General features: G+C 44.3%; 21 protein-coding genes and 1 tRNA gene. 14 read left to right on the forward strand and 8 right to left on the reverse strand.

From position 1 onward, the window contains the following. Positions 1–81 precede the first annotated feature (81 nt). The 9 genes from AC0VYA_RS08300 to rpsO all read left to right on the forward strand — a co-directional run bounded on the left by AC0VYA_RS08300 (position 82) and on the right by rpsO (position 10,172). Positions 82–2,766 carry a TonB-dependent receptor plug domain-containing protein gene (locus AC0VYA_RS08300; RefSeq protein WP_475490681.1) on the forward strand — a complete coding sequence of 895 codons (2,685 nt, stop codon included), beginning with the start codon at positions 82–84 and terminating at the stop codon, positions 2,764–2,766. Between the two features lie 174 nt (positions 2,767–2,940). Next, the gene (locus AC0VYA_RS08305; RefSeq protein WP_475490682.1) at positions 2,941–3,246 is read left to right on the forward strand and encodes a 4a-hydroxytetrahydrobiopterin dehydratase; all 306 of its coding nucleotides are present in this window, start codon (positions 2,941–2,943) and stop codon (positions 3,244–3,246) included. Between the two features lie 195 nt (positions 3,247–3,441). Continuing rightward, positions 3,442–3,518: transfer RNA gene (locus AC0VYA_RS08310), tRNA-Met, on the forward strand. Between the two features lie 160 nt (positions 3,519–3,678). Further along, positions 3,679–4,137 (forward strand): ribosome maturation factor RimP, encoded by a 459-nt coding sequence (rimP, locus tag AC0VYA_RS08315; RefSeq protein ID WP_011574519.1) that lies wholly within the window; start codon positions 3,679–3,681, stop codon positions 4,135–4,137. Positions 4,138–4,185: 48 nt separating this feature from the next. Next, positions 4,186–5,679 (forward strand): transcription termination factor NusA, encoded by a 1,494-nt coding sequence (gene nusA, locus AC0VYA_RS08320; protein WP_011574520.1) that lies wholly within the window; start codon positions 4,186–4,188, stop codon positions 5,677–5,679. 23 nt (positions 5,680–5,702) lie between these two features. Beyond that, positions 5,703–8,312, forward strand: a complete 2,610-nt coding sequence (gene infB, locus AC0VYA_RS08325) for a translation initiation factor IF-2 (RefSeq protein WP_011574521.1) — start codon at positions 5,703–5,705, stop codon at positions 8,310–8,312. Between the two features lie 107 nt (positions 8,313–8,419). After that, positions 8,420–8,836, forward strand: a complete 417-nt coding sequence (rbfA, locus tag AC0VYA_RS08330) for a 30S ribosome-binding factor RbfA (protein WP_011574522.1) — start codon at positions 8,420–8,422, stop codon at positions 8,834–8,836. Positions 8,837–8,839: 3 nt separating this feature from the next. Further along, positions 8,840–9,793: a tRNA pseudouridine(55) synthase TruB gene (gene truB / locus AC0VYA_RS08335; RefSeq protein WP_475490683.1), complete on the forward strand. Its 954-nt coding sequence runs from the start codon at positions 8,840–8,842 to the stop codon at positions 9,791–9,793. Positions 9,794–9,902: 109 nt separating this feature from the next. Then, the gene (gene rpsO / locus AC0VYA_RS08340) at positions 9,903–10,172 is read left to right on the forward strand and encodes a 30S ribosomal protein S15 (RefSeq protein ID WP_006994175.1); all 270 of its coding nucleotides are present in this window, start codon (positions 9,903–9,905) and stop codon (positions 10,170–10,172) included. Positions 10,173–10,360: 188 nt separating this feature from the next. On the opposite strand, the gene AC0VYA_RS08345 is transcribed toward rpsO, so the two are convergent. The 7 genes from AC0VYA_RS08345 to AC0VYA_RS08375 are packed head-to-tail and all read right to left on the reverse strand — an operon-like array spanning position 10,361 to position 17,377. After that, positions 10,361–10,741 carry a hypothetical protein gene (locus AC0VYA_RS08345; RefSeq protein ID WP_011574524.1) on the reverse strand — a complete coding sequence of 127 codons (381 nt, stop codon included), beginning with the start codon at positions 10,739–10,741 and terminating at the stop codon, positions 10,361–10,363. Then, positions 10,741–10,959, reverse strand: coding sequence for a DUF3820 family protein (locus AC0VYA_RS08350; protein WP_011574525.1), 219 nt, complete (start codon positions 10,957–10,959; stop codon positions 10,741–10,743). The genes AC0VYA_RS08345 and AC0VYA_RS08350 overlap by 1 nt, the downstream gene beginning before the upstream one ends. Continuing rightward, complete coding sequence (locus AC0VYA_RS08355) at positions 10,952–12,748, reverse strand: ABCB family ABC transporter ATP-binding protein/permease (RefSeq protein WP_011574526.1); 1,797 nt, start codon at positions 12,746–12,748, stop codon at positions 10,952–10,954. Before AC0VYA_RS08355 ends, AC0VYA_RS08350 begins: the two co-directional genes overlap by 8 nt. Before the next feature lie 23 nt (positions 12,749–12,771). Beyond that, on the reverse strand, positions 12,772–13,884 hold the full coding sequence (locus AC0VYA_RS08360) for a GGDEF domain-containing protein (protein WP_011574527.1): 1,113 nt from the start codon (positions 13,882–13,884) through the stop codon (positions 12,772–12,774). A 22-nt stretch (positions 13,885–13,906) separates the two neighbouring features. Beyond that, complete coding sequence (locus AC0VYA_RS08365) at positions 13,907–14,500, reverse strand: PqiC family protein (protein WP_475490684.1); 594 nt, start codon at positions 14,498–14,500, stop codon at positions 13,907–13,909. Position 14,501: 1 nt separating this feature from the next. Next, positions 14,502–16,166 (reverse strand): intermembrane transport protein PqiB, encoded by a 1,665-nt coding sequence (pqiB, locus tag AC0VYA_RS08370; RefSeq protein WP_475490685.1) that lies wholly within the window; start codon positions 16,164–16,166, stop codon positions 14,502–14,504. Positions 16,167–16,168: 2 nt separating this feature from the next. Further along, positions 16,169–17,377, reverse strand: a complete 1,209-nt coding sequence (locus AC0VYA_RS08375) for a paraquat-inducible protein A (RefSeq protein WP_011574530.1) — start codon at positions 17,375–17,377, stop codon at positions 16,169–16,171. 70 nt (positions 17,378–17,447) lie between these two features. Here AC0VYA_RS08375 and AC0VYA_RS08380 point away from each other — a divergent pair, with 70 nt between their 5' ends. From AC0VYA_RS08380 to feoB, 4 genes are all read left to right on the forward strand, one after another. Further along, a complete protein-coding gene (locus tag AC0VYA_RS08380; protein WP_473479968.1) occupies positions 17,448–17,939 on the forward strand; it encodes an arsenate reductase/protein-tyrosine-phosphatase family protein in 492 nt (163 codons plus the stop codon). Between the two features lie 300 nt (positions 17,940–18,239). Continuing rightward, complete coding sequence (locus AC0VYA_RS08385; protein WP_011574532.1) at positions 18,240–19,583, forward strand: class II 3-deoxy-7-phosphoheptulonate synthase; 1,344 nt, start codon at positions 18,240–18,242, stop codon at positions 19,581–19,583. 83 nt (positions 19,584–19,666) lie between these two features. Next, positions 19,667–19,900 (forward strand): FeoA family protein, encoded by a 234-nt coding sequence (locus AC0VYA_RS08390; protein ID WP_006994185.1) that lies wholly within the window; start codon positions 19,667–19,669, stop codon positions 19,898–19,900. Between the two features lie 114 nt (positions 19,901–20,014). Beyond that, positions 20,015–21,832, forward strand: a complete 1,818-nt coding sequence (gene feoB, locus AC0VYA_RS08395; protein WP_475490686.1) for a ferrous iron transporter B — start codon at positions 20,015–20,017, stop codon at positions 21,830–21,832. Between the two features lie 71 nt (positions 21,833–21,903). Here the strand turns inward: feoB and AC0VYA_RS08400 are convergent, their stop codons facing one another. Next, on the reverse strand, positions 21,904–22,380 hold the full coding sequence (locus AC0VYA_RS08400; protein WP_475490687.1) for an NYN domain-containing protein: 477 nt from the start codon (positions 22,378–22,380) through the stop codon (positions 21,904–21,906). Between the two features lie 368 nt (positions 22,381–22,748). On the opposite strand from AC0VYA_RS08400, the gene AC0VYA_RS08405 reads away from it, so the two are divergent. Then, complete coding sequence (locus tag AC0VYA_RS08405; protein ID WP_006994188.1) at positions 22,749–22,916, forward strand: hypothetical protein; 168 nt, start codon at positions 22,749–22,751, stop codon at positions 22,914–22,916.

The raw sequence follows: 22,916 nt of genomic DNA on the forward strand, positions 1-22,916 counted from the left end.
TTGACGCGCGGTCTGAGTGGTTGGAAAGGTCCGTTGTTAACACGCTCGATTTGAATCTAATAATTACCTCGAGAACACACAATGAAGATAAATACACGAGTCAGTGCTTTAGCCGCGGCCATTTCCGCACAGTTTTTATTTGCTACGCCTACAGTATTAGCCCAAGAAGCTGATGTAGAGAAAAAAGAAGACATCGAAATGATCATGGTGACCGGTAGTTTCGTTCGCCGCAGTGAAAACTTTGAATCGCCGTCGCCATTGTCCGTCGTGGACAGCGTTGCAATTGACGCCCTTGGCGCGAAAAATATCGCTGATATTACCCAAACGCTAACCATTAACACTGGGGCTGAAAATAACCCCGACGCATTTACGCAAAATGCGACAGCCGGTACGTCAAATATTAACCTTCGTGGTCTAGGTGTGGCATCGACGTTGGTTTTGCTAAACAATAAACGTCAAGTGGTTAACGCCCAACCGACCAACAATGGATTAAATTTCGTTGATACTAGCTCACTCGTTCCTATGATTGCGATTGACCGTGTGGAGATCATTAAAGATGGTGCATCTGCTTTATATGGTTCGGATGCTGTGGCCGGGGTAGTTAACTTTATAACAAAACGCAATTATGACGGCGTGAAACTTAGCGCGGACTATCAAGACGGTGCGCACGGCAATAACAAAGAATATGTACTACAAGGGTTGTGGGGCACCAGTAGTGAGGATAGCAGCATTATCGCTGCGGTAAGTTACACCAATCGTTCCCCTTTATTTATAAAAGACCGTCGTTTGAGCCGCCCCCAAGATGACAGCAGTGCGTTAGGTAATCCAGGCTCGTACTTTATTGGTGCTACACCCTTTATTGACCCCTATGGGTGTGAAGAGTTTGGTGGTGCATCCAATGTGTTAGCGCCTCCTGGCACTGTGCCTGGCCTAGATGTAGGCCTTTGTATGTTTGATTTCGGTAAAGATTATTCATACGTACCAGATGAATCTCGTCTCAACGCTTATGTGAAAGCAGAATATGAATTGACGGACGAAATGAGTTGGACCACAGAAGTTAGCTTTGCGCGTAACCGTGCATCTCGTGGTGGCGCACCAAGTTTCCCAATTCTTACTGGGCCCGTTGTGCCTGCTGATCATCCTGAAAATCCATTTGGACAAGCTGTGACCTTTTTCGGCCGTGCTGAAGGTAACGGTAAAGCACCTGATTTCGCTAATACTGAATCCGATACATTTCGTTTTAACACTGCGCTGCAAGGTGAGCTAGAGCATGGTTTTTGGGAAGTCAGTTACACCAATGCTACCAACGACTTTTTCTTCAGTGTACCGGATGTGTTGAACACAGAGTTTAACTTAGCGTTGAACGGTTTGGGCGGTGGACAATGTAATCCGTTAACGGGTACTCCCGGGGAAGGGGATTGCGAATACTTCAATCCTTTCGCGACATCGTACACAACTGCACCCAACTCTCAGTACGTAATTGATTCATTTACGGGTCTTGAAACCATCGATTCAAAAGCTGATTTACAAGTATTTGAAGGCTTTATGTCATTCGATGTGTTTGATATGGATGGCGGAGCGGCAGGTCTCGCATTTGGTATGCAATACCGTGAAGAGTCATTGAGCCAAGATTACGATGCACTGGCTAATCAAGACAGCTTTACGTTTGTAATTGGTAACCCTGACTTTGACGGCTCATTAGATGTGTGGGCTGCGTTTGCTGAGATGGCACTACCGGTAACTGACGATCTAGATATTCAGCTTGCTGTGCGTTACGAAGATTACGGCGGCACCATTGGTGATACGATTGATCCTAAAGTGGCTTTTTCATATCGCGCCAGTGAACAATTGTCTTTACGAGGTTCAATATCAACATCGTTCAGAGCGCCAACGGTATTTTTAAGAAATGGTGGCGGGACCTCACTACAACAACTCGTTGACCCTCTTATCGGTGCAAATGCATTCGCTGCAGTGCGTACTGTAGGTAATGAAGACTTAAAACCTGAAGAATCTACCGCATACAACCTTGGTGTGTCATTTGAGCCGATTAGCGACTTTTCTATTGAAGTTGATTACTGGAACTTCGAGTTTGAGGATTTGATTATTCAAGAAAATCCGCAGGCTGTATTAAACTTAGACCCAAGCGATACTGAGCGTGTTGTTCGTGCAGGTGACCCACTAACCGGCCCGTTAACACAAGTTAACAATACTTATGTTAATGCAAGCTCTCTTGAAACCTCTGGTCTAGACTTTGTGACCAGTTATAAGATTGATACGGACGCTGGTATGTTTGTGCCGTCAATCAATGCTACTTACATTCTGGAATATGAACTAAACGACCCGCAAGCAGGTAAAGTCGATGGGGCAGGGCGCAGAAACTTTACAAATATAGGTACTTCTTCTCCTGAGCTACGTTTAAACCTTGGGCTAAATTGGTCCTCAGGTGCTCATTCTGCCAATATCTTTGCCCGTTATATTGACAGTTATGATGACGACCAAAACTGTGCTGATGGCAGCGTCAATACAGGTTCATGTGAAGGATTAGGAGGGTTTAAAGGAGTTGATAGCCAAGTGACCTACGATGTTCAGTACAACGTTAATTTGGGAGCTTTGTTCGATACCCAGAACAACTATGTATTGTCTGTGGGTGGTATCAACATCACAGATGAAGAGCCGCCACAGTTATTCACTAACAGTGGCTTTGATAGTAAGGTGCATGACCCAAGAGGGCGTCAAATATACGCGCGCTTCGCCGTCGAATTCTAAACTCAGTAATTTATATAAAAAACCTGCTTCGGCAGGTTTTTTTGTTTTACCGCTTTGTAAACTTAAGTGACCGAATGTCATCTAGGTAAATCATGCCTTTGCTTTCATTTTGATTGGCTAAGGGCATGATAGACAGTGTGAAACAAATCAATGAATCGCAAAAAGGAGGATTACATGGTAGATAAATTATCAGAAAGTGAAACGCAAACTAAGTTGATTGCGCTCAACCAAGGCTTGCCAGCAGAACAACACTGGCACATTAACGATGGTAAACTTGCCAAGAACTTCAAGTTTAAGAGCTTTATTCGTGCGTTCGGCTGGATGAGTCAAATCGCCATTTGGGCGGAAAAACTCAATCATCATCCTGAATGGTTCAATGTATATAATAAAGTGGAGGTTAAACTCACTACGCATGACGTTGATGGTTTAAGTGAATTGGATTTTAAACTGGCGTCTAAGATGGACCTTTTGCAGGTCTAGTTAGCTGTATAATTTGGCTTAGCGCATTGCGTAATCAGTGGTTTTGTACGAATTGCATACAATCTAATAAACCTTCTGGATTTATTTAAGTTTTATGCTTCACAAGACTTGCGCGTTTCGGTTAGCTATGTATAATACGCCCCACTCGAGACGCGACACGCAATGCATAGTGTCCTTATCGAAAAAGATTTCAAGCGCGGGATGGAGCAGTCTGGTAGCTCGTCGGGCTCATAACCCGAAGGTCGTAGGTTCAAATCCTGCTCCCGCAACCACTTTTTGAAACTTGGCATTCAGCCAATTTTCAGTGAGAATAGTGGACTAGGGTCCAGAAACAAAAAGCCCCGCTTGTACGGGGCTTTTTGTTATCCTTTTTATCCTGTTTTTAATTTATTCTGGGCTTATGGCCCTTTTTTCGTTTTTGGAGCGTGAGTTTTGTCACAACTAGAACAGAAATTAACTGAAATGTTGACCGCACCTGTTGAAGCGCTTGGCTTTGAAATGGTGGGGATTGAATTTGTTCGCGCTGGAAAACATTCAACCATGCGCGTTTACATTGATCACCCTGACGGTATTTCAGTCGATCATTGTGCAGAAGTGAGTCATCAAGTGAGTGCCGTACTTGATGTAGAAGATCCGATTAATACCGAATACAACTTAGAAGTGTCCTCGCCGGGCATGGAACGTCCCTTATTTAAGTTACAACATTATATCGAATCAGTGGGTGAAGTCGTCACATTACGATTAAAGATGCCAATGGGAGACAGACGTAACTTTAAAGGTAAGTTATTGTCCGAAGCCGATGGCATGTTAACCATAGAAGTGGACAACCAAGAATTTGTATTGGCCTTTGCCAATATTGAAAAAGGCAATGTTGTTCCAACGTTTGATTGAGTAGATGGCCATTAAGGCTTTTGCTAAAGAATAATCAGTGAGGCAATCATGAATAAAGAAATTTTGTTAGTGGCGGAAGCCGTTTCAAATGAAAAACAAGTTCCAAGAGAAAAAATCTTTGAAGCGTTAGAGTTTGCCATTGCAAGTGCTACTAAAAAGAAAACTGAAGGCGAAATTGAAGTACGCGTTGCTATTGACCGTATTACTGGCGACTTTGATACGTTCCGTCGTTGGATGGTTATCGCTGATGATCAAAAGCAAGAGAATCCTTTTGCAGAAATGACTATTTCTGCGGCTCAAATTGATGAGCCTGACATTCAACTAGGTGACTATGTTGAAGATCAAATCGAATCAATCAAATTTGACCGTATAACCACACAAACGGCTAAGCAAGTTATCGTACAAAAAGTACGTGAAGCTGAGCGCGCCCAAGTGATGGCTGAATACGAAGAGCGTGTGGGTGACTTAGTCACTGGTACCGTTAAAAAGGTCAATCGCGACAACATCATCATAGACTTGGGTAACAACGCGGAAGGCGTAATTTACCGTGACGATATGTTACCTCGTGAAACGTTCCGCCCAGGTGACCGAGTACGTGGATTATTGTACGTCATTCGCCCTGAAGCGCGCGGTGCTCAATTGTTTGTGAGCCGTACGCACCCAGACATGCTGGTTGAGTTGTTTAGATTGGAAGTGCCTGAAATCGCAGAAGAAACCTTAGAAATTAAGGCTGCTGCTCGCGATCCTGGTTCTCGCGCTAAAATCGCGGTTAAAACCAACGATAAACGTCTTGACCCAGTAGGTGCTTGCGTAGGTATGCGTGGTTCACGCGTACAAGCAGTCAGCAGCGAATTAAGTGGCGAGCGAGTAGACATCGTATTGTGGGATGACAATCCAGCACAATTCGTTATCAATGCAATGGCACCGGCTGAGGTTGCATCCATCGTTGTTGATGAAGATAACCACACCATGGATGTTGCGGTTGAATCTGACAATCTAGCTCAGGCGATTGGTCGTAGTGGTCAAAACGTCCGTTTAGCCGCTCAGCTTACTGGCTGGGAATTAAACGTGATGACGGTTGAAGACTTAAACAACAAACACGATGAAGAAAATTCAAAAGTGTTAGCTGTGTTCGTTAATGGTCTTGATATTGACGAAGAGTTTGCAGCGGTATTGGTTGATGAAGGTTTCTCTACGCTTGAAGAAATCGCTTATGTACCCATTAATGAGCTACTTGAAATAGACGGTCTTGATGAAGACATTGTTGATGATTTACGTAGCAGAGCGCGCGCAGCACTCACCACGCAAGCGTTAGCGAACGAAGAGACATTGGAAGCCTCTGAACCAAAAGAAGAGCTATTAAGTTTAGCCGGTATGGAACGCCATGTTGCCTACACATTGGCAAGTCGCGGCATTACCGATCTTGAAGCACTTGCGGAGCAAGGCGTAGATGAGATCAGCGATATTGAAGAACTAGACGAAGAAAAAGCGGGCCAGTTAATTATGGCTGCACGTAACATTGTCTGGTTTAACGAAGAATAGGGTCACCAAGAGGAATTACGAATATGGCAGAAGTATCCATTGAAAAACTCGCCGCCGATATCGGCACTTCGGTTGACCGCTTAGTTAAGCAGTTTAAAGATGCTGATATTGTTAAAGCGGCAAATGAAAACGTGACTGAAGATGAAAAACGTCAGCTGTTGGATTATTTAAGCAAACAACATGGCGGTACGGGCTCTGAAGCGCCTAAGCGAATGACATTACAACGCAAAACGACCAGTACTCTGAATATGGGTAAGTCGAAAGCGGTCACAGTTGAAGTACGTAAAAAGCGTACTTATGTTAAACGTACTGATGTGGAAGAAGCACGTTTGGCAGAAGAAGAAACAGCGCGCGCTCTAGCAGAGCAACAAGCGCAACTTGAAGCTGAAAAAGCGGCCGCAGAAGAAGCGAAAAAAGCTGCTGAAGAGAAAGCGAAGAAAGCCGCTGAATCTAAAGCGAAAGCGGAGGCTGAACGTCTTGCCCGTGCTGAAAAAGCGAAAAAAGAAGCAGAAGCGCGTCAAGCCGAAGAGTCAGCGTTAAGCCCTGAAGAAAAAGCAGAACAAGAGCGTGTTCGCACTGAAGCGGAAAATATCCGTAAGAAGCAAGAACAAGAGTCTCAACGTAAGCTTGAAGAAGATGCGAAAAAAGCCGCTGATGAAGCGCGCAAACTTGCTGAAGAAAACTCACGTCGCTGGAAAGAAGAAGAAGAGCGTCGTAAGAAGCAAGAAGCGGAAGAAGTACATGTGCACAGTAATCGCTACGCACAAGAAGCTGAAGATGCTGATGATATTAAAATCGAGCGTGGCGGACGTCGTCGTAAAAAGTCAAAACGCAATGCAGGTTCAGACCTTAAGCATGCGTTTAACAAGCCAGCGCAGCCAGTTGAGCGTATCGTTCGTCTAGGCGAAACGATCACGGTGAGTGACTTAGCTAGCAAGTTAGCCATTAAAGCGACTGAAGTCATCAAAGCGATGATGAAAATGGGCGAGATGGCGACCATTAACCAAGTTCTAGACCAAGAAACAGCGGTTCTCGTAGTGGAAGAAATGGGCCACAAATACGAATTAGTGAACGATAACGCCTTAGAAGACGAATTGTTGGCTGACAAAATATCGTCTGAGCTTGCGTCGCGTGCACCAGTTGTAACGATTATGGGTCACGTTGACCATGGTAAAACATCATTGCTAGATTACATTCGTCGCGCGAAAGTCGCTGCGGGTGAAGCAGGTGGTATTACTCAGCATATCGGTGCTTACAGTGTTGAAACTGACAACGGCCGAATTGCTTTCCTAGATACTCCAGGTCACGCCGCATTTACTGCTATGCGTGCACGTGGTGCCACAGCAACCGATATCGTTATTTTGGTTGTTGCAGCAGATGATGGTGTAATGCCACAAACAAAAGAAGCGGTTCAGCACTCCAAAGCAGCTGGTGTCCCTTTGATTGTTGCTGTTAACAAAATGGATAAAGAAAGCGCCGATCCAGATCGTGTTAAGACTGAATTGTCACAACTAGAAGTGATTTCAGAAGAGTGGGGCGGAGAACACCAGTTCGTTAACGTTTCTGCTAAAACAGGTGAAGGTATCGACGCGTTGCTTGAAGCGATTAGCCTACAAGCTGAATTACTAGACTTGAAAGCGCCGCCTACAGGCTCTGCTAAAGGTATTGTTATCGAGTCTCGCTTGGACAAAGGACGCGGCCCAGTGGCTTCTGTCTTGGTGCAAGAAGGTCAACTTAAGGCCGGCGATATCTTGCTGTGTGGTATTGAGTACGGTCGTGTACGCGCTATGCGTGATGAAAACGGTAAAGACGTTGCCATCGCAGGGCCTTCAACACCAGTAGAAGTACTAGGTTTGTCGGGTGTTCCCGTGGCTGGTGAAGACGCGCTAGTGGTACAAGATGAGCGTAAAGCGCGTGAAGTAGCGACTAAACGTAATGCTAAGCAGCGTGAAATTAAACTGGCTAAGCAGCAAAAAGCGAAACTTGAAAACATGTTCGCGAACATGGAAGCAGGTGATGTTAGCGAACTTAACATCGTGCTTAAAGCCGACGTTCAAGGCTCTGTTGAAGCAATCTCTGATTCATTGACCAAATTGTCTACTTCTGAAGTGAAAGTGAACATAGTAGGCAGTGGTGTTGGTGGTATTACTGAGACTGACGCCAGCTTAGCGGCTGCATCTAGTGCGATCGTGGTGGGTTTCAACGTACGTGCCGATGCAAGTGCAAGACGCGTGATTGAAGCCGAAGAAATCGATTTGCGCTACTACAGTGTTATCTATAGCTTGATTGATGAAGTCAAGATGGCGATGACCGGTATGCTAGCCCCTGAATTCAAACAAGAAATCATTGGTTTGGCTGAAGTACGTGACGTATTTAAATCACCTAAACTTGGTGCAATTGCCGGTTGTATGGTGGTTGAAGGTACGATTAAACGTAGCAACCCAATCCGCGTGTTACGTGAAAACGTCGTTATCTACGAAGGTGAGCTTGAATCACTAAGACGCTTCAAAGATGACGTACAAGAAGTACGTAACGGTGTTGAGTGTGGTATCGGCGTGAAGAACTACAACGACGTTAAAGTGGGCGACCAAATCGAAGTATTTGAAATCGTTCAAGTTGAGCGTGAACTATAATTCGCCAATATAAAATGTTAGCGCGTTATTAGTATTGAATTAAAACGGAGGCTTAGGCCTCCGTTTTGTCTTAACAAAAGCATCATTTAATGCTTTAGGAGATTAAAATGGCAAGAGAATTCTCTCGCACCGACCGCGTAGGTCAGCAAATCCATAAAGAGATCGCCAGTATTTTACAGAATGAGTTCAAGAATCGTGACCCGCGTTTGGGCATGGTGACTGTGTCCGCTGTTGAAGTATCTCGCGATTTAGCATACACAAAAATTTACGTGACCTTTTTTGAGAACGACGAAGAAGTCATGGACAACTACTTGTCGATCCTAGAAGAAAACAAAGGTTACATCCGCACTTTACTGGCGAATCGCATGCGTATGCGTGCTGTACCTGCGATCAAATTTGTTCGCGATGGTTCATTGAGTGAAGGTATTCGTATCAGCAATTTAGTGGATGAAACGCTAAACAAAGATAAAGAGCGCGCGCGCAATGCAGGCCGTTCTTTAGATGAAGACGAACAAGAGGATTAAGGCTTGGCTAGACGTCGTAAAGGTCGCGCAATAGACGGAATTTTGTTGTTAGACAAACCATTGGAAATTTCGTCAAATCAGGCGCTGCAAAAAGTGAAACGCGCATTTTTAGCCGCCAAGGCCGGTCATACTGGCGCACTGGATCCACTGGCTACCGGGATGTTGCCAGTGTGTTTAGGTGAAGCCACTAAGTTTTCCCAGTTTTTATTAGATGCCGATAAAACCTATATTGTTACGGCTAAGTTAGGCGTAAGAACAACGACGTCAGACGCTGATGGTGAGGTTGTTGATACCCGTCAAGTGAATGTGACTGAGCAGCAATTAATTGATGCATGCGAGACGTTTAAAGGGCCAATCAAACAAGTTCCGTCAATGTTCTCAGCGTTAAAGCATCAGGGCAAACCTCTGTACCACTATGCACGTCAAGGAATAGTCATCGAGCGAGAAGCGCGCGATATCACTATTTTCTCACTTAAGATCACTCGCTTTGAAGATGATGAAGTCGACATGGAAGTGCACTGCAGTAAAGGCACTTACATACGCTCTTTGGTTGATGATCTAGGACAGCTTTTAGGCTGCTGTGCCTATGTGAGTAAATTGCATCGTACTGCTGTCGCTGATTACCCGAGCGACAAAATGGTGACCTTTGAAATGCTTGAGTCTTTGCTCGAAAAAGCCCAAGCGGAGCAAATACCCCTAACGGATATTCTCGACCCATTGTTAATCCCCATGGACAGCGCCGTAAAAGCACTGCCTAGTGTTGAACTCACACCCGCTTCAAGAGACTCATTTCTGCATGGTCAGCCAGTGCCTTATGTTAGTGAGGCCACTATTGACCAGGGCACTCTGGTGCGCACATATTGCACTGAAGGAAACGTATTCTTGGGTGTGTCAGAGCTCGATAGCGATAACAAAGCCGCTCCTAAACGTGTTGTGGTGTTCACCGAGCAAGGTTAGTCGTATTTGCCCTTGCTAATTCGTTGGTAGTCACTATAATACGCGCTCCTTGGCATGGCTGAATTAGTGATCGGCCTGCTGTATTTTAGCTCTTATATTGGAGAAAGTTATGTCACTAACTACTCAAGAAACTGCAGCAATCATTGCTGATTATGGCGTAAAAGAAGGTGATACTGGTTCACCTGAAGTTCAAGTTGCATTGTTGACGTCTAACATCAACAAGCTTCAAGGCCACTTTGCTGACCATAAAAAAGATCACCACTCACGTCGTGGTTTATTACGCATGGTTAGCCAGCGTCGTAAACTTCTTGATTACCTTAAAGGTAAAAATGTTGAGCGTTATCAAGATCTAATCAAGCGTTTAGGCCTACGTCGTTAATTCGACAGCTTATTGCGTTTGAAAGAAAGCACCTTCGGGTGCTTTTTTCGTTTAAGGAGAAAATTTCGGTCAGATAATGATGTCGGTATTAGTATTGAAAACATTGCTCAAACGCTTTTAGCCTTTCAACCGCGGCTTTGTAAAAACGGCGAATCTATTTAGGTGGCTATGCCACTTTGTGCCAGTCGTTAACCGAGTAATGCCTGTTCGCGCTCTTTCTCTGTTAATACGTTGACGAAGGGAGTTCTGCGTCTAAGTTTGCGCATTTGAGGCGTGTCAGCAAGTACCCCTTCGATGAAGCTATCCGGGGTGTCATCAATACACTCCATCAAACAACTCCACACTAGGTAGCCACCGTGGCGTAATTGGCCATTGGCGTATCTTGATTCAATAGTGTCTATGACATGTTGACGAAGTTCAGGTTGTGCAATAAGTTTTTCAACCATAGCCTGATGCAACGCTAATATCTGCTTATCAATATTTTCATATTGCGCGCTATTACCTTTTCGAAGAGGATTTCGACGGGTATTTCGATGCGCCCGGTCGGCGCGAAGATGTGGTCTATTCATTATCTCAGTAGTGGTTGAAGCATGGTTTCTAAACCATTGACTTTTACTTCGTGCATTAGGGCCAGTTGTTGTCCAAGTTTACCCTCGGGAAAGCCTTTTTGGCTAAACCAAACGAGGTAAGGCTCGGGTAATTCCAGCAGCTTGCGACCGGCGTACTTACCAAAAGGCATGATTTGATTGATGGCATCAACGAGTTGTTGATGTTGCTGTTCAGGCATCTTTTGAGTTCACTTTTTGTTGTGTATTCCACAGATGGTAATACGGACCATTATTGGCTAAAAGCAGTGTATGACTACCTTGTTCTACCACGCGGCCATCTTGGATCACTATGATGCTGTCAGCATCGACTATGGTCGAGAGCCTATGGGCAATAACAATACTGGTATGCCCGATTGCAATCTCTCTAAATGCACTCAAAATCGCATGTTCAGATTGACTGTCCAGAGACGAAGTTGCTTCATCAAACAATAGGATCGGAGCACCTTTTAATATAGTGCGAGCAATGGCGACGCGCTGTTTTTCGCCCCCCGATAACTTAAGACCCCGCTCGCCTACTTTGGTGTCTTTCCCTAGGGGTAGGGCTTTGATGAATGCAGATAGATGTGCGTGGTCGATGGCTTGGTAAACCTCTTCATCACTCGCCAAAGGGTTACCGTAACGGATATTCTCAAAAATACTGTCATTAAATAACACTGTGTCTTGCGGCACTATACCGATGGCTTGCCGTAACGAGGCTTGTGTCAATTGGCTGACAGGCTGCTCATCAATATAAATTTCGCCGCTATTGGCATTATAAAAACGAAACAATAATTTAATAATGGTAGATTTACCGGCGCCGCTTGGGCCAACAATGGCTACTTTTTTACCCGCAGGTACGCGAAAGCTCACACCGTGCAAAATTTGTCTGTCAGGTCCGTAGCCGAAACTTACGTTTTCAAAACGTACATTGCCTTTGCTGACGACTAACGGTTTGGCATCTTGATTGTCGATCACTTTTGGAGATTTACTGAGTAAGGTAAAAAGATTCTCGATGTTTGCTAATGCTCCTCTTATCTCGCGATATACAAAACCAAGGAAGTTCAGAGGCATGAAAATTTGCATGGTAAAGGCGTTAACCAAAACAAAGTCACCAATGGTCATGGTGCCTTGTGCAACATAATATGCAGCAACGGCCATCATGCTGGTCATGGCAATAGCAATAATGGTGGCTTGACCGCCATTTAGGGCAAAAAGAGACAATCTGTTTTTGCGCCGTGCCGTTTCCCAGTCCGCTAAGGCAACATCGTAGCGCTTAGCCTCATAATCTTCGTTATTGAAATATTTAACTGTTTCGTAATTCAGTAGGCTATCAATCGCTCTGGTATTACTCAGCGAATCGGCTTGATTGACCGCTCGCACAAACTCGGTTCTCCAGTGCGTTGCTCTTACAGAGAAGCCAATGTAACCAATAACTGAGACCAAAATAATCGCCGCGAAGCTCCAACCATAGTTGTAAAAAAGCACACCGACAACAGCCAGTATTTCCAGCAGGGTAGGGACAATATTAAAGACTAAGAAGCGCATCAGAAAACTTATGCCACTGGTGCCACGCTCAATGTCGCGAGACAATCCCCCCGTTTGGCGATTTAAATGATAGTCGAGATCTAGTCTGTGCAGATGTTCAAATACTTGTAGGCTAATACGGCGCATAGCGCGTTCAGTCACACGTCCAAAAAGCGTGTCACGTATCTCCCCAAACAAGACATTGGCTAAGCGCAGCAGCCCATAGGCGGCAATGAGCGCAAAAGGAACAAGCACCAAGGCGTTTTCTGCATCTGGCGTGTTTAGAGTGTCAACGGCGTGTTTTAAGACAAAAGGCAGGCCGATACTGGCGATCTTTGCTGCGATAAGGCAGAGCATTGCGATGAAAACGCGGCGCTTGAATTCCAATAAATAAGGCCATAGTTGTTTTACTACGCGCCAATTAAAGGGGACATCGTCAATTTGTGTGTGTTGTTTAGAACGCATGAGTCTCGTTATTCAGTATGTGCTCAATCGGATTTTATTGAGCAGTTTCGACCATTGGACTTGGCGCGGTATAAATTTGTATCGGCACGGCTGATAGCATGGTCTAGATTGTCTTGAGGGTGCATTTGATATATCCCTAAGCTGACCGTGACGGTGAAACTATCTGAGCCTGCTTGATATTGCTGCTTAGAAACTTGAGCGCGTAGCTTTTCCGCTAACGTAAAGGCTTGCTCTTGTGTGGTTTCAGGCAAAAGAAACAAAAACTCTTCTCCGCCCCAGCGCGCAACGGTATCTTGTTTACGAAGTGCTTTGTCAAAAAGTTGACCAACTTGTGTGATGACACCGTCTCCCACATCGTGACCAAATTTGTCATTTACTCGCTTGAAATGGTCGATATCACACATCATAAGCGTCAAATTTTTATGGTGCCTTAACGTACGCTGGTGCTCGTATTCTAACTTCTCAAGCATGCCCCGACGATTTTGCAATCCTGAGAGTGGGTCTAAGCGCGCTTGCTTTTCAAATTCACGGCTTAACTCTTGAAGTGTTTTAAACGAACGCTGACGAGAATATTCATAGAACACGAATAGCAAGCTGACGGTAATAAACGAGTAGATAAGCCGTGAGCTAAACTCGTCACTGTATTGAGCCATTAAGAACAGGTTACCTGGATACTCCAATATCACAATAGCCACAAAAGCGAAGCAACCTAATTGGATTAAGCCCCGCTTCAAGCCACCAAAAAAGAGCACTACAGGTGGAACAATGTAAATCCACAGTGGGCCGGTATTCTTAACCCCACCAGTGACTATTAGGTAGAGCATCAGAAGCATTAATGCGCCTGTGACCAAATTAGCCGAAACTTTATAGCCATTTTTACTTTGAAAAAATTTGAGAATTAAGCGAGAAGTGAAAAATAAAGCACTTGCTACCAATAAAGTCACGCCTAGATAGAAGTCGTCATTTTTCGCCCCGGCACTACGGATCAGGGCACTTACCCCGAGCACCAATGTGATGAAATAACCAATCAAGCCAAATAAGTTGGTGACTTGAATTTGCTGACGCACCGCTGGCGTGTTGCTCTTATTCGTGCCGGTATTTAAATAGGCGCTAAATAAACGCTTTACGATAAACATACTTGTTCACTTTCCCTTTGTGTTACTCAAAATCGCTCACGATCTGGGAACTCAATTGCGATAATTGCTCTGCAAGTAGCGCCACGCTATGGCTGTACCCTTCCTGGGTTAGGGGCGAGGTAAAAGAAAAGCTGTTCGTTGATACACTTTTCCCGTTTTTACCCGCATCCGTCCGTCCATTCCCTGTTCGCCAAAACTGACCACTGCTAATGACCGTTCCCTGATCTGTCGGCATAAAATACTGAACACTCAAAATAAGATGCTCCTGACCCAAGTTTGCTTCAGGTGAATCATAAGCGACAAAACGTGTCGCTTCAGCATGCTGGTTTAACCACGCAAGCATCGTATCATGAATCCCATTTTGCAAACTTTCTGCCCAAAGATCTACGTCAGAATAATACAGCTTGTTGCCCTGAATTTGCATCACTAAATTAGGCCGTTTGAGATAGTCGGCAAGCTGTATTTTGTCCAATATAACGACCTTCTCAATCTCGGGATTGTTTATCGTGATCAACGGCGCGTCGCTGTTCAATAAATATATCTGTCTATTAGGGGCAGGGGATGAACTGCAGCCAGAAATCAATCCTATCATTAGAAAAATGCTAAACATCTTCATATTATTTTCGCTCTTGCTGAGTGTTATTATTGCTGATGCCGGGCTGTAAATAAGGCTTAGGCGCTTTATCAAAAATTAAACTATTAGGTGCTTGATTAAGCTCCAGAAGCAAAGGTTGTAGCTCCCTTAGCCTCTGCTGGAGTGTGTCTAACGTCTGGTTAATTTCATTATTGGTTTTGGAGCCTGCAGAGAAGCCTTTTGTTAACTCTGCGATCCCCGCCAAGGCATTTGCTAGTTTAACGCTAACTTGTTGTTCTTCCATCTGCTTCAACGTACCGGAAAAATCATCAGCGGTGCTGTTCATACTATTGGCGCTCGCGCTTATGTCGTCCATCATTTTGTTTGCAGCTTCGGATAACTGAACGAGATCCATGTCGTTAATGTTATCTAATATGGCCCCGACTTTTTCGGTGATTTGTGAGAATTCATTAGAGATACTGGGGATCACTGGATAGTCTTGAAATTTTTCCATTTCAACAGATGGCAGATTGGCATATTGTTCCAAGTTAACAAAGAGCGCTCCAGTGAGTAAATTACCTGTTTGTAATGACGCTCTAAAACCGTTTTCGACCCATGTAGTTATCTGTTGGTTAATAAATTTAATACCAATATCATCGTCCGTTTGCTCAACACGCCCAGGTTGAATGCCAATGACGACAGGAATCGCTACCCCAGCGTCTAACCACTTTTGTTGGTTAGCATTAGGTGGGTTAATATCCAATACTTTACCCACTTTAATGCCTCTATACTCAACGGGGGCACCCACGTGCAAGCCCCGTACAGTATCTTCCACTAAAATCACAAATTTGGCCGATTCTTTATAGCGCTCTTCAGCGGCTGAGTCGTAAGAGTCATGAATATTGAAATATGATCTTTCACTGACTCTATTGCCTTGTGGCATGCCTTCAGGCACGCCAAACGCAACCCCGTTTGTGATTAGTGTTTCGATACTGCTACTTTTCACTTTAAAACCGTTTGCGCCAATGTCCATCTCTACGCCACTGGTATTCCAAAACTTGGTATTCGTGGTAATTAACTTGTGATATGGCGCTTGTATAAACGTGTTGTAGTACACAACACGTTCTTCGAAGTTAAAATAGATACTTTCAAACTCTCCGACCTTTAACCCTTTATAAATAACAGGATCGCCTTCTTTAAAGGCGAATTCAGCGTCACTATTGAGCGTAACGTGCAGTCCAGGGGTGCCACTGGGCGTGATAGGTGGTGCTGAAAGTGCCACGAAATCGCGGCTTGATGGGCCTTCTAAATTGGTCGACATATTGATGTAAGTGCCCGACACTAAAGTATTTAAACCCGATATACCATTGAGTGATATGCGCGGGTTGACGGCCCAAAATTCGGTGCTCTCACGCAACAGCCCTTCAGAATGTGCTGACATTCGTGCGGTAACAAGTACTTTCTGTAAGTCTTCGGTCAATGCAATGGTTTTCACTTCACCGACATCGACGTTATGCATTTTTATTTTAGTTTTGCCGACCTCAAGACCAGATGCATTTTCGAACACAATATTAATGAGTGGCCCTTGGTTGCTCCATTGGTGATAGAACATCCAAGCTCCCATACAGATTGCGACAATCGGCACCAACCATATTTTAGATATACTCTTTACGTTTGTGACCTCAGCAGGTTCGCCGTTTTCTTGCATGATTAGTGATCGCTCCAAATTAACTTTGTATCGAATGACATTGCCGCGAGCATGGTCAAAATGACCACAGAGCAGAATGCGAGGGCGGCATAGCCAGGGTAAATACTCATGATATTTCCTAGTTGGATCAGGCTAACCAAAATCGCGACAACAAAGACATCGATCATTGACCAACGACCAATAAACTCAGTAAATCGATAACTGATCATACGGGTTTTTTTACGGCCTGCGAATTGGGTTTGCACACTGAAATTCAACCAACATAATATGCACAGTTTCGCCACTGGCACCACTATGCTGGCTATGAAAATGACGGCGGCTATCGGATATGAGCCCATTTTCCATAGCGTTATAACGCCCCCAAGAATAGTACTGGGCTCATCATCTCCTAAGATATCCGTATGCATGATTGGCAAGGTGTTCGCAGGTACGTAGAGTAAAATCGACGTCAATAGTAATGCCCACGTCGCTTGAATGCTGTGAGATGGGGAGTGCCGTTTATGTATTTTGGGTAACGCACATGATGTGGTGAGATACATTTGATGTTCGTCCATATACATCAATGTGTAGGTCATACAAATAGCAAATAACGCGTACGCATAGAAAGACAAGCCGATACCAATATCTGCCATAGACATTATTTTAACCAAGCTTACTAGCACAGCGACAAGAAAAATTTCCACCATGGTCCAAGCGCGAAGCGCAAAGATAATTTTGAGTAAAACGGCCGCATGTTGCGGTTTTTTACCAAACAGCACAGGGATTAGTAAATACAGTAAACAAAACAGTATGGTCAGCGGCAACACAAGAATAACGGCACTTTGCAAAATCGCTAAGGCCACATAATCATTGTCTGCGAGAGTTTCAATGCTACTGAAGATATTGATTGCATGGTATTGACCGTTTGCACTAAACGATAAAAAATTAAAACTTAGCGCAGCAACCATAAGGACTAAGGCCGCTAACGAGAATGCTACCAACTTTTGAACCATATTCTGGTAGTAGGTTGTGATAACATAATGGCATCTAGGACATTGAGCGCGCTGGCGATGTACAAGGGGAGGTACTTCAACCAAGTAGCCACATTCGTGACACTGAACTTGTTGACAAGCCGTTGTAATCTTTATCGATTCGTCCATACGTGACACATTTGATTTACAATATCTGTAGGTTACCAAAAAGCGCTCAAGTGTGGAAAGATAATCACGCATCCTAAGTATTTTTAGCCAATGCTAGAATCCAATCCTTTTAAATATTCACAATTTCACGGGTGTTATTCAGGTGTTTGACAAAAAAGTAAAAAAAACTATCACATCAGTCCTCTTCGTATGTTTGGGCAATATTTGTCGCTCGCCTACGGCAGAAGCGATATTTCGCCATAAAGCACTACATGCGGGCATGAGTATTGAAATAGATTCCGCCGGTACGCTTGGGGCACACATAGGTTCGCCACCGGACAAGCGTTCACGGGCTGTGGGCGAAGAGAGGGGCTATAGTTTTAAGAAAATAAAATGCCGTAAGGTAGACCTAAGTGATTTTGAACACTTCGATTACATTGTCGCCATGGACAAACAGAATCTACGGAACTTACTAGAAATATGCCCAGAGGAACATCAACACAAGATTGCTCTTATGATGAGTTTTTGTTCCTCACAAGAAGATGAAGTACCGGACCCCTACTACGGGGGCAAGCGCGGGTTTGAATACGTATTGGATTTAATTGAACAGGCATCGGATGGTCTGCTTGAACAGATCAAGCAGCGTTTTGCTTAGGGAAAAAGAAAGACGGTATTGGAGTAACTAACAATGCGTTTTTTGGTTTTGGAATTTAACAACGCATTTCCTTGTATTTTTGATTGTGAATGGCGGTGTTATCTGGGGAATCGCGCATCCATATGGCTTACTGAGATAACTTAACAGCGAATAATTGATTTTTATCGTCATTCTTTACCTTGAGCGTATTTCATCAAGGCCGAGATCAGGTATGATTAGGGGTCACATTTGTATGTTGCTTACCAACCGTTTGTGAACTAATTTTTCATTTCCTACTTTACTAATTTTTAAGGACACATTGTGAGCCAATGGCAACCTGATAGTTGGCGTCAAAAGCCAATTCTGCAACAACCTACTTACCATGATCAGCAACACCTAAAAGATGTAGAGCAAAAGCTTAAATCTTATCCGCCACTTGTTTTTGCCGCTGAAACGCGTCAGTTGTTTAAAGAGTTAGGCCAAGTTGCTGACGGTAAAGGCTTTTTGCTACAAGGTGGCGATTGTGCAGAGTCCTTTGATGAATTCAACGCACCGAAAATTCGCGATACATTCAAAGTTATTTTGCAAATGGCGATTGTGTTGACCTTCGCAGGCCGTTGTCCGGTGACAAAAGTTGCTCGCATGGCTGGGCAATATGCTAAGCCACGCTCCGGCGATTTTGAGACCATTGGTGATGTGTCTCTACCTAGTTATCGCGGCGATATCATCAACAACTTTGAGTTTACTGAAGCGGCACGTACGCCAGATCCTCAGCGCATGCTCGATGCGTATCATCAAAGCGCATCCACCTTAAACTTATTACGTGCGTTCGCTCAAGGCGGCTTGGCAGACTTACATCAAGTAAACCGCTGGAACATGGCGTTCGTTGAGAATAACCCTCTGAAAGAGCGTTACCAAGATGTGGCGCGTCGTATACAAGACTCGTTAGAGTTTATGGACGTGATGGGGATCAATACCAGCAATACGCCGACCTTGCACGAAACAAGTTTGTATACCTCTCACGAGGCCTTATTGCTTAACTATGAGCAAGCACTGACGCGCGTAGATACCTTAACTGACAAGTGGTACAACTGCTCAGCGCACATGTTGTGGATAGGTGAACGTACCCGTCAACTTGACCATGCACACATTGAGTTCTTCCGGGGTATTCATAACCCAATCGGGGTAAAAGTAGGACCGACCATGCAAGGCGATGAATTAATTAAGCTCATCGATGCGCTAAACCCAGAGAATACGTCTGGTCGTTTGACCTTAATTACTCGCATGGGAGCAGATAATCTCGAGCAAAACTTACCTGCGCTACTGCGCCGAGTGAAACAAGAAGGGCGAAATGTTGTGTGGAGCTCTGATCCTATGCACGGCAATACCTTCAAGGCATCAAGCGGTTACAAAACGCGTAACTTCGACGCTATTTTGCGTGAAATACAGCAGTTCTTCGCAGCACACCGTGCCGAGGGCACTCATGCCGGCGGAATTCATTTAGAAATGACTGGTCAGCATGTAACCGAATGCACTGGTGGCGCATATCAAATTGGTGATGATGACTTAGCACAAGCCTATAAAACCCAATGTGATCCGAGGTTGAATGCAGACCAAGTGCTAGAAATGGCGTTCTTGGTAGCTGACCATTTAAAAGTCGGGTAAGCAAATCGCATTGCACCCATAGCCAAATATGTGGTATTAATGAAAATAGTTTTCATTTGTATTAATTGTTTGGTGAGGGTGCGATGACACTTTGGGATGTCCCTGCAAAAAAATCTGCATTGATCAGTGGTTTAGACGCTTCTTTACTGCCAGCGGTAACAAACCGATTGTTAGAGATGGGCCTAACAGACGGTCAGTCAGTTCGTTGTTTGAGGCGCAGTCCTATGCGCGGACCACTTGTGGTTCAAATTGGCGACTGTGTTTATACCTTAGAGCAAAGTATTGCTGATAAGGTTGCTATCAGTAGCCTTTCTTAATTTTCTTATTTCGTTTTTACCCCGATTAAATTATTCATTTTCCAGGGATAAATACTCAAGAGTAACCTTTACTATATGGGCGTTAACCTAACGCTCGTTCAATCAAGTTGTGTCATGAAAAATATTATTTTAGTGGGTAAGCCCAACTCTGGGAAAAGTCTGTTGTTCAACCAATTAACTGGGTTACGTCAGAAAGTGGCTAATTTCCCAGGTGTAACCGTTGAGCTCAAAAGTGGTCAATTTGGTGAACATAGGTTAATTGATTTTCCAGGCGCTTACTCCCTAAGCACGCTTTCTCGAGATGAAGAAATCGCCGTGGAAAAAATCCACGAAGCCATGCACGACGCCAATACAGGCGTCATTGTGTGTAACCTTGACGCCACTCGATTAGAGCGAAGCTTGGTATTTGGGTTACAAGTGCGCGACCTAGCTAAACAGCATAATAAAGCGTTGGTGTTTGCCTTGAACATGATTGATGAGGTTGAGCGCTTTAGCCACAACGTTGATTGTGAGAGGTTAGCGCAAGACTTGGGTGCCCCTGTATTTCCTGTGTCGGCGAAAACGTTGAGTGGATTACATGAATTTAAATTAGCATTACAGGACGTGGTCGCTCGGCCCGAAAGCTTTGTGCCAACCAAAAGCGTAGGTGAAGGCGATACCGTGTTCAGTATCAGTCGTCAAATCGCCAAACATTACGGCATTCACGCTGATATCGTATTAAAACAGCAAAACACAATTGATAGCTTCCTACTTAATAGCGTGCTGGGGGGCGTAGCGTTTTTCGGTATAATGTTCTTGTTGTTTCAAAGTATATTTACTTGGGCTACGCCACTAATGGACGGCGTCGAAGAAATCATTGGCTGGTTAGCGGTTGCTGTTACTTCTGCAATTGGTCCTGGCCTTATCAACGATTTTCTGCAAGACGCCATTTTTGGTGGCTTAGGCTCATTTCTTGTTTTTGTGCCGCAAATAATGGTACTCACTTTTATTATCGGGTTATTAGAGGACAGTGGCTACCTTGCTCGCGCAGCGCTAATTTGCCATAAACCGTTGAGTTATTTTGGTTTATCAGGGCGTAGCTTCATACCGTATTTATCGGGTCACGCCTGCGCTATCCCTGCTATTATGGCGGCTCGCACCATTGAATCTCCTCGTAAGCGCTTGATCACCATGATGACCATTCCACTGATGTCTTGTTCAGCGCGCTTACCCGTGTACGCCTTGCTTATCGCGGTTCTGATTCCAGACACGACATACTTAGGTGGGCTTTTAAGCCTGCAGGGAACGGCATTTTTTGTACTCTACTTTCTTGGAATTGTCACCGCACTGTTAGTAAGCGTGCTATTGAACAAGTTTACCAACAAGGATACTGACAAAGCCGAAATGCCCTTTATATTGGAGTTGCCCAATTATCGTTTACCGCACTGGAAGCCACTTTTATTTCGGGTGGTCACCAGTGCGAAGCAATTTATTCGCAGGGCAGGGCCGGTCATTTTCATGGTGTCTGTGGTTATCTGGTGCTTAGGGTATTTCCCAAGTTCAGAGCATGCGTTAGAGGATTCTTATCTAGCCATGATAGGCCAGTGGATAGAGCCTATTTTTGCGCCTTTAGGCTTAGATTGGCGCTACGGCGTAGCCATTTTGGTCTCCTTCCTGGCAAGAGAAGTGTTCGTTGGGGCACTCGGGACCTTGTTCGGTATTGAAGGGGCCGATGAGAACATTGCTGGCCTTGCGACAAATATTCAAGCTGACGGCCTAACCTTAGGCGCAGGGCTCGGCTTACTGATATTCTATGTTATCGCCTTGCAATGCGTTGCCACGGTAGCAACCTTAAAAGGTGAAACGGGTAGCAAAAAAATTGCTTGGGGATTGTTCGCTGGCTATGGTTTGCTAGCCTATGCTTCGGCTTTTTTTGTTTCGCATATTTTTTAATTCAGCGTCAAAAATTTAGTAGCCTCAGGTGTATGAAATAGCGCCTGAGGCTACCGACTGAGAATGTAGCATCACTGCAACATTGCTGGCGTAATCTCAACAAACTCATCACAGGCGCTAACTAGAGCATTCGCGGTAAGCGCTGGCACGCCGTACACCTTCGTTTTTACCTCATGCTTCTTCTTCACTGCCTTGAGTAATAAGTCAAAATCTCCATCTCCTGAGAGCAACACGACTGTGTCTACTTGCTGTGCAGCATCCAATACATCAATGGTGATCCCCACATCCCAGTCGCCCTTTGCTGAGCCGTCACTGCGCTGAATAAAAGGCTTTAACTTAACGTTAAAGCCAATGTGCTTCAAAGCTGACTGGAACTTTTGTTGTTGGGAGTCATGACGTTCGGTGGCATAAGCATTAGCGATAACGATGTCGCCTTGCTCACTTAAATGCTGCCAAAACTGTCGATAGTTAAATTGTTTTTGGTAGGTGTCACGGGTGGTGTAATAAATGTTTTGCACATCAACGAATACTGCAATTCTAGCGGACATAATGAATTCTAATTGAGTAATAACCAATAGGGCATGATAGCACTAAATATTATTGAAATAGCTATTGCGTTTACACAATAAGTGCTGTAACGTGCGGCCTTGCTTATGAATCATCCTCCGCATTTATAAGCAAGGTTACCATTTCGGTAACGTTGTTAATGTCTTGTCTTACCTTGATCCAGTCAGCCAGCATTTAAAAAAACAAAAATATTAAGCTGAATTATTGAACGGCGAATAAGCGAGCATGTGCTTGCTGTTTATCACTCCTAGACTCATATAAAGTCGTAAAGTTATCGTCAAATCTATAGTGAAGCTTCGTTGAATTTCGCGCGTCAACATTATCGCGCTAATTGAAAGAGAGTTTTATTATGTCTTATTTGTACAACGGTTCTCAGATCCGTGTGATGCACCCAGTGCATTCAATTTCTGTAAACAAACAAAGCGTAGCATTTGCCGACAAGCAAGGTCGTCAAAACACTAAATTTGCTAATGCAAATGAAGCGAAGCAGTTTGTTAAATGGTTAGTTAATACCTAA

It is taken from the genome of Paraglaciecola sp. QJM3NY_14 (assembly GCF_056173245.1).

Coding starts and splice junctions, on each gene's coding strand:
- AC0VYA_RS08300 (WP_475490681.1), top strand. CDS start 82: ATGAAGATAAATACACGAGTCAGTGCTTTAGCCGCGGCCATTTCCGCA.
- AC0VYA_RS08305 (WP_475490682.1), top strand. CDS start 2,941: ATGGTAGATAAATTATCAGAAAGTGAAACGCAAACTAAGTTGATTGCG.
- nusA (WP_011574520.1), top strand. CDS start 4,186: ATGAATAAAGAAATTTTGTTAGTGGCGGAAGCCGTTTCAAATGAAAAA.
- infB (WP_011574521.1), top strand. CDS start 5,703: ATGGCAGAAGTATCCATTGAAAAACTCGCCGCCGATATCGGCACTTCG.
- rbfA (WP_011574522.1), top strand. CDS start 8,420: ATGGCAAGAGAATTCTCTCGCACCGACCGCGTAGGTCAGCAAATCCAT.
- rpsO (WP_006994175.1), top strand. CDS start 9,903: ATGTCACTAACTACTCAAGAAACTGCAGCAATCATTGCTGATTATGGC.
- AC0VYA_RS08345 (WP_011574524.1), bottom strand. CDS start 10,741: ATGAATAGACCACATCTTCGCGCCGACCGGGCGCATCGAAATACCCGT.
- AC0VYA_RS08350 (WP_011574525.1), bottom strand. CDS start 10,959: ATGCCTGAACAGCAACATCAACAACTCGTTGATGCCATCAATCAAATC.
- AC0VYA_RS08355 (WP_011574526.1), bottom strand. CDS start 12,748: ATGCGTTCTAAACAACACACACAAATTGACGATGTCCCCTTTAATTGG.
- AC0VYA_RS08360 (WP_011574527.1), bottom strand. CDS start 13,884: ATGTTTATCGTAAAGCGTTTATTTAGCGCCTATTTAAATACCGGCACG.
- AC0VYA_RS08365 (WP_475490684.1), bottom strand. CDS start 14,500: ATGAAGATGTTTAGCATTTTTCTAATGATAGGATTGATTTCTGGCTGC.
- pqiB (WP_475490685.1), bottom strand. CDS start 16,166: ATGCAAGAAAACGGCGAACCTGCTGAGGTCACAAACGTAAAGAGTATA.
- AC0VYA_RS08375 (WP_011574530.1), bottom strand. CDS start 17,377: ATGCGTGATTATCTTTCCACACTTGAGCGCTTTTTGGTAACCTACAGA.
- AC0VYA_RS08390 (WP_006994185.1), top strand. CDS start 19,667: ATGACACTTTGGGATGTCCCTGCAAAAAAATCTGCATTGATCAGTGGT.
- feoB (WP_475490686.1), top strand. CDS start 20,015: ATGAAAAATATTATTTTAGTGGGTAAGCCCAACTCTGGGAAAAGTCTG.
- AC0VYA_RS08400 (WP_475490687.1), bottom strand. CDS start 22,380: ATGTCCGCTAGAATTGCAGTATTCGTTGATGTGCAAAACATTTATTAC.
- AC0VYA_RS08405 (WP_006994188.1), top strand. CDS start 22,749: ATGTCTTATTTGTACAACGGTTCTCAGATCCGTGTGATGCACCCAGTG.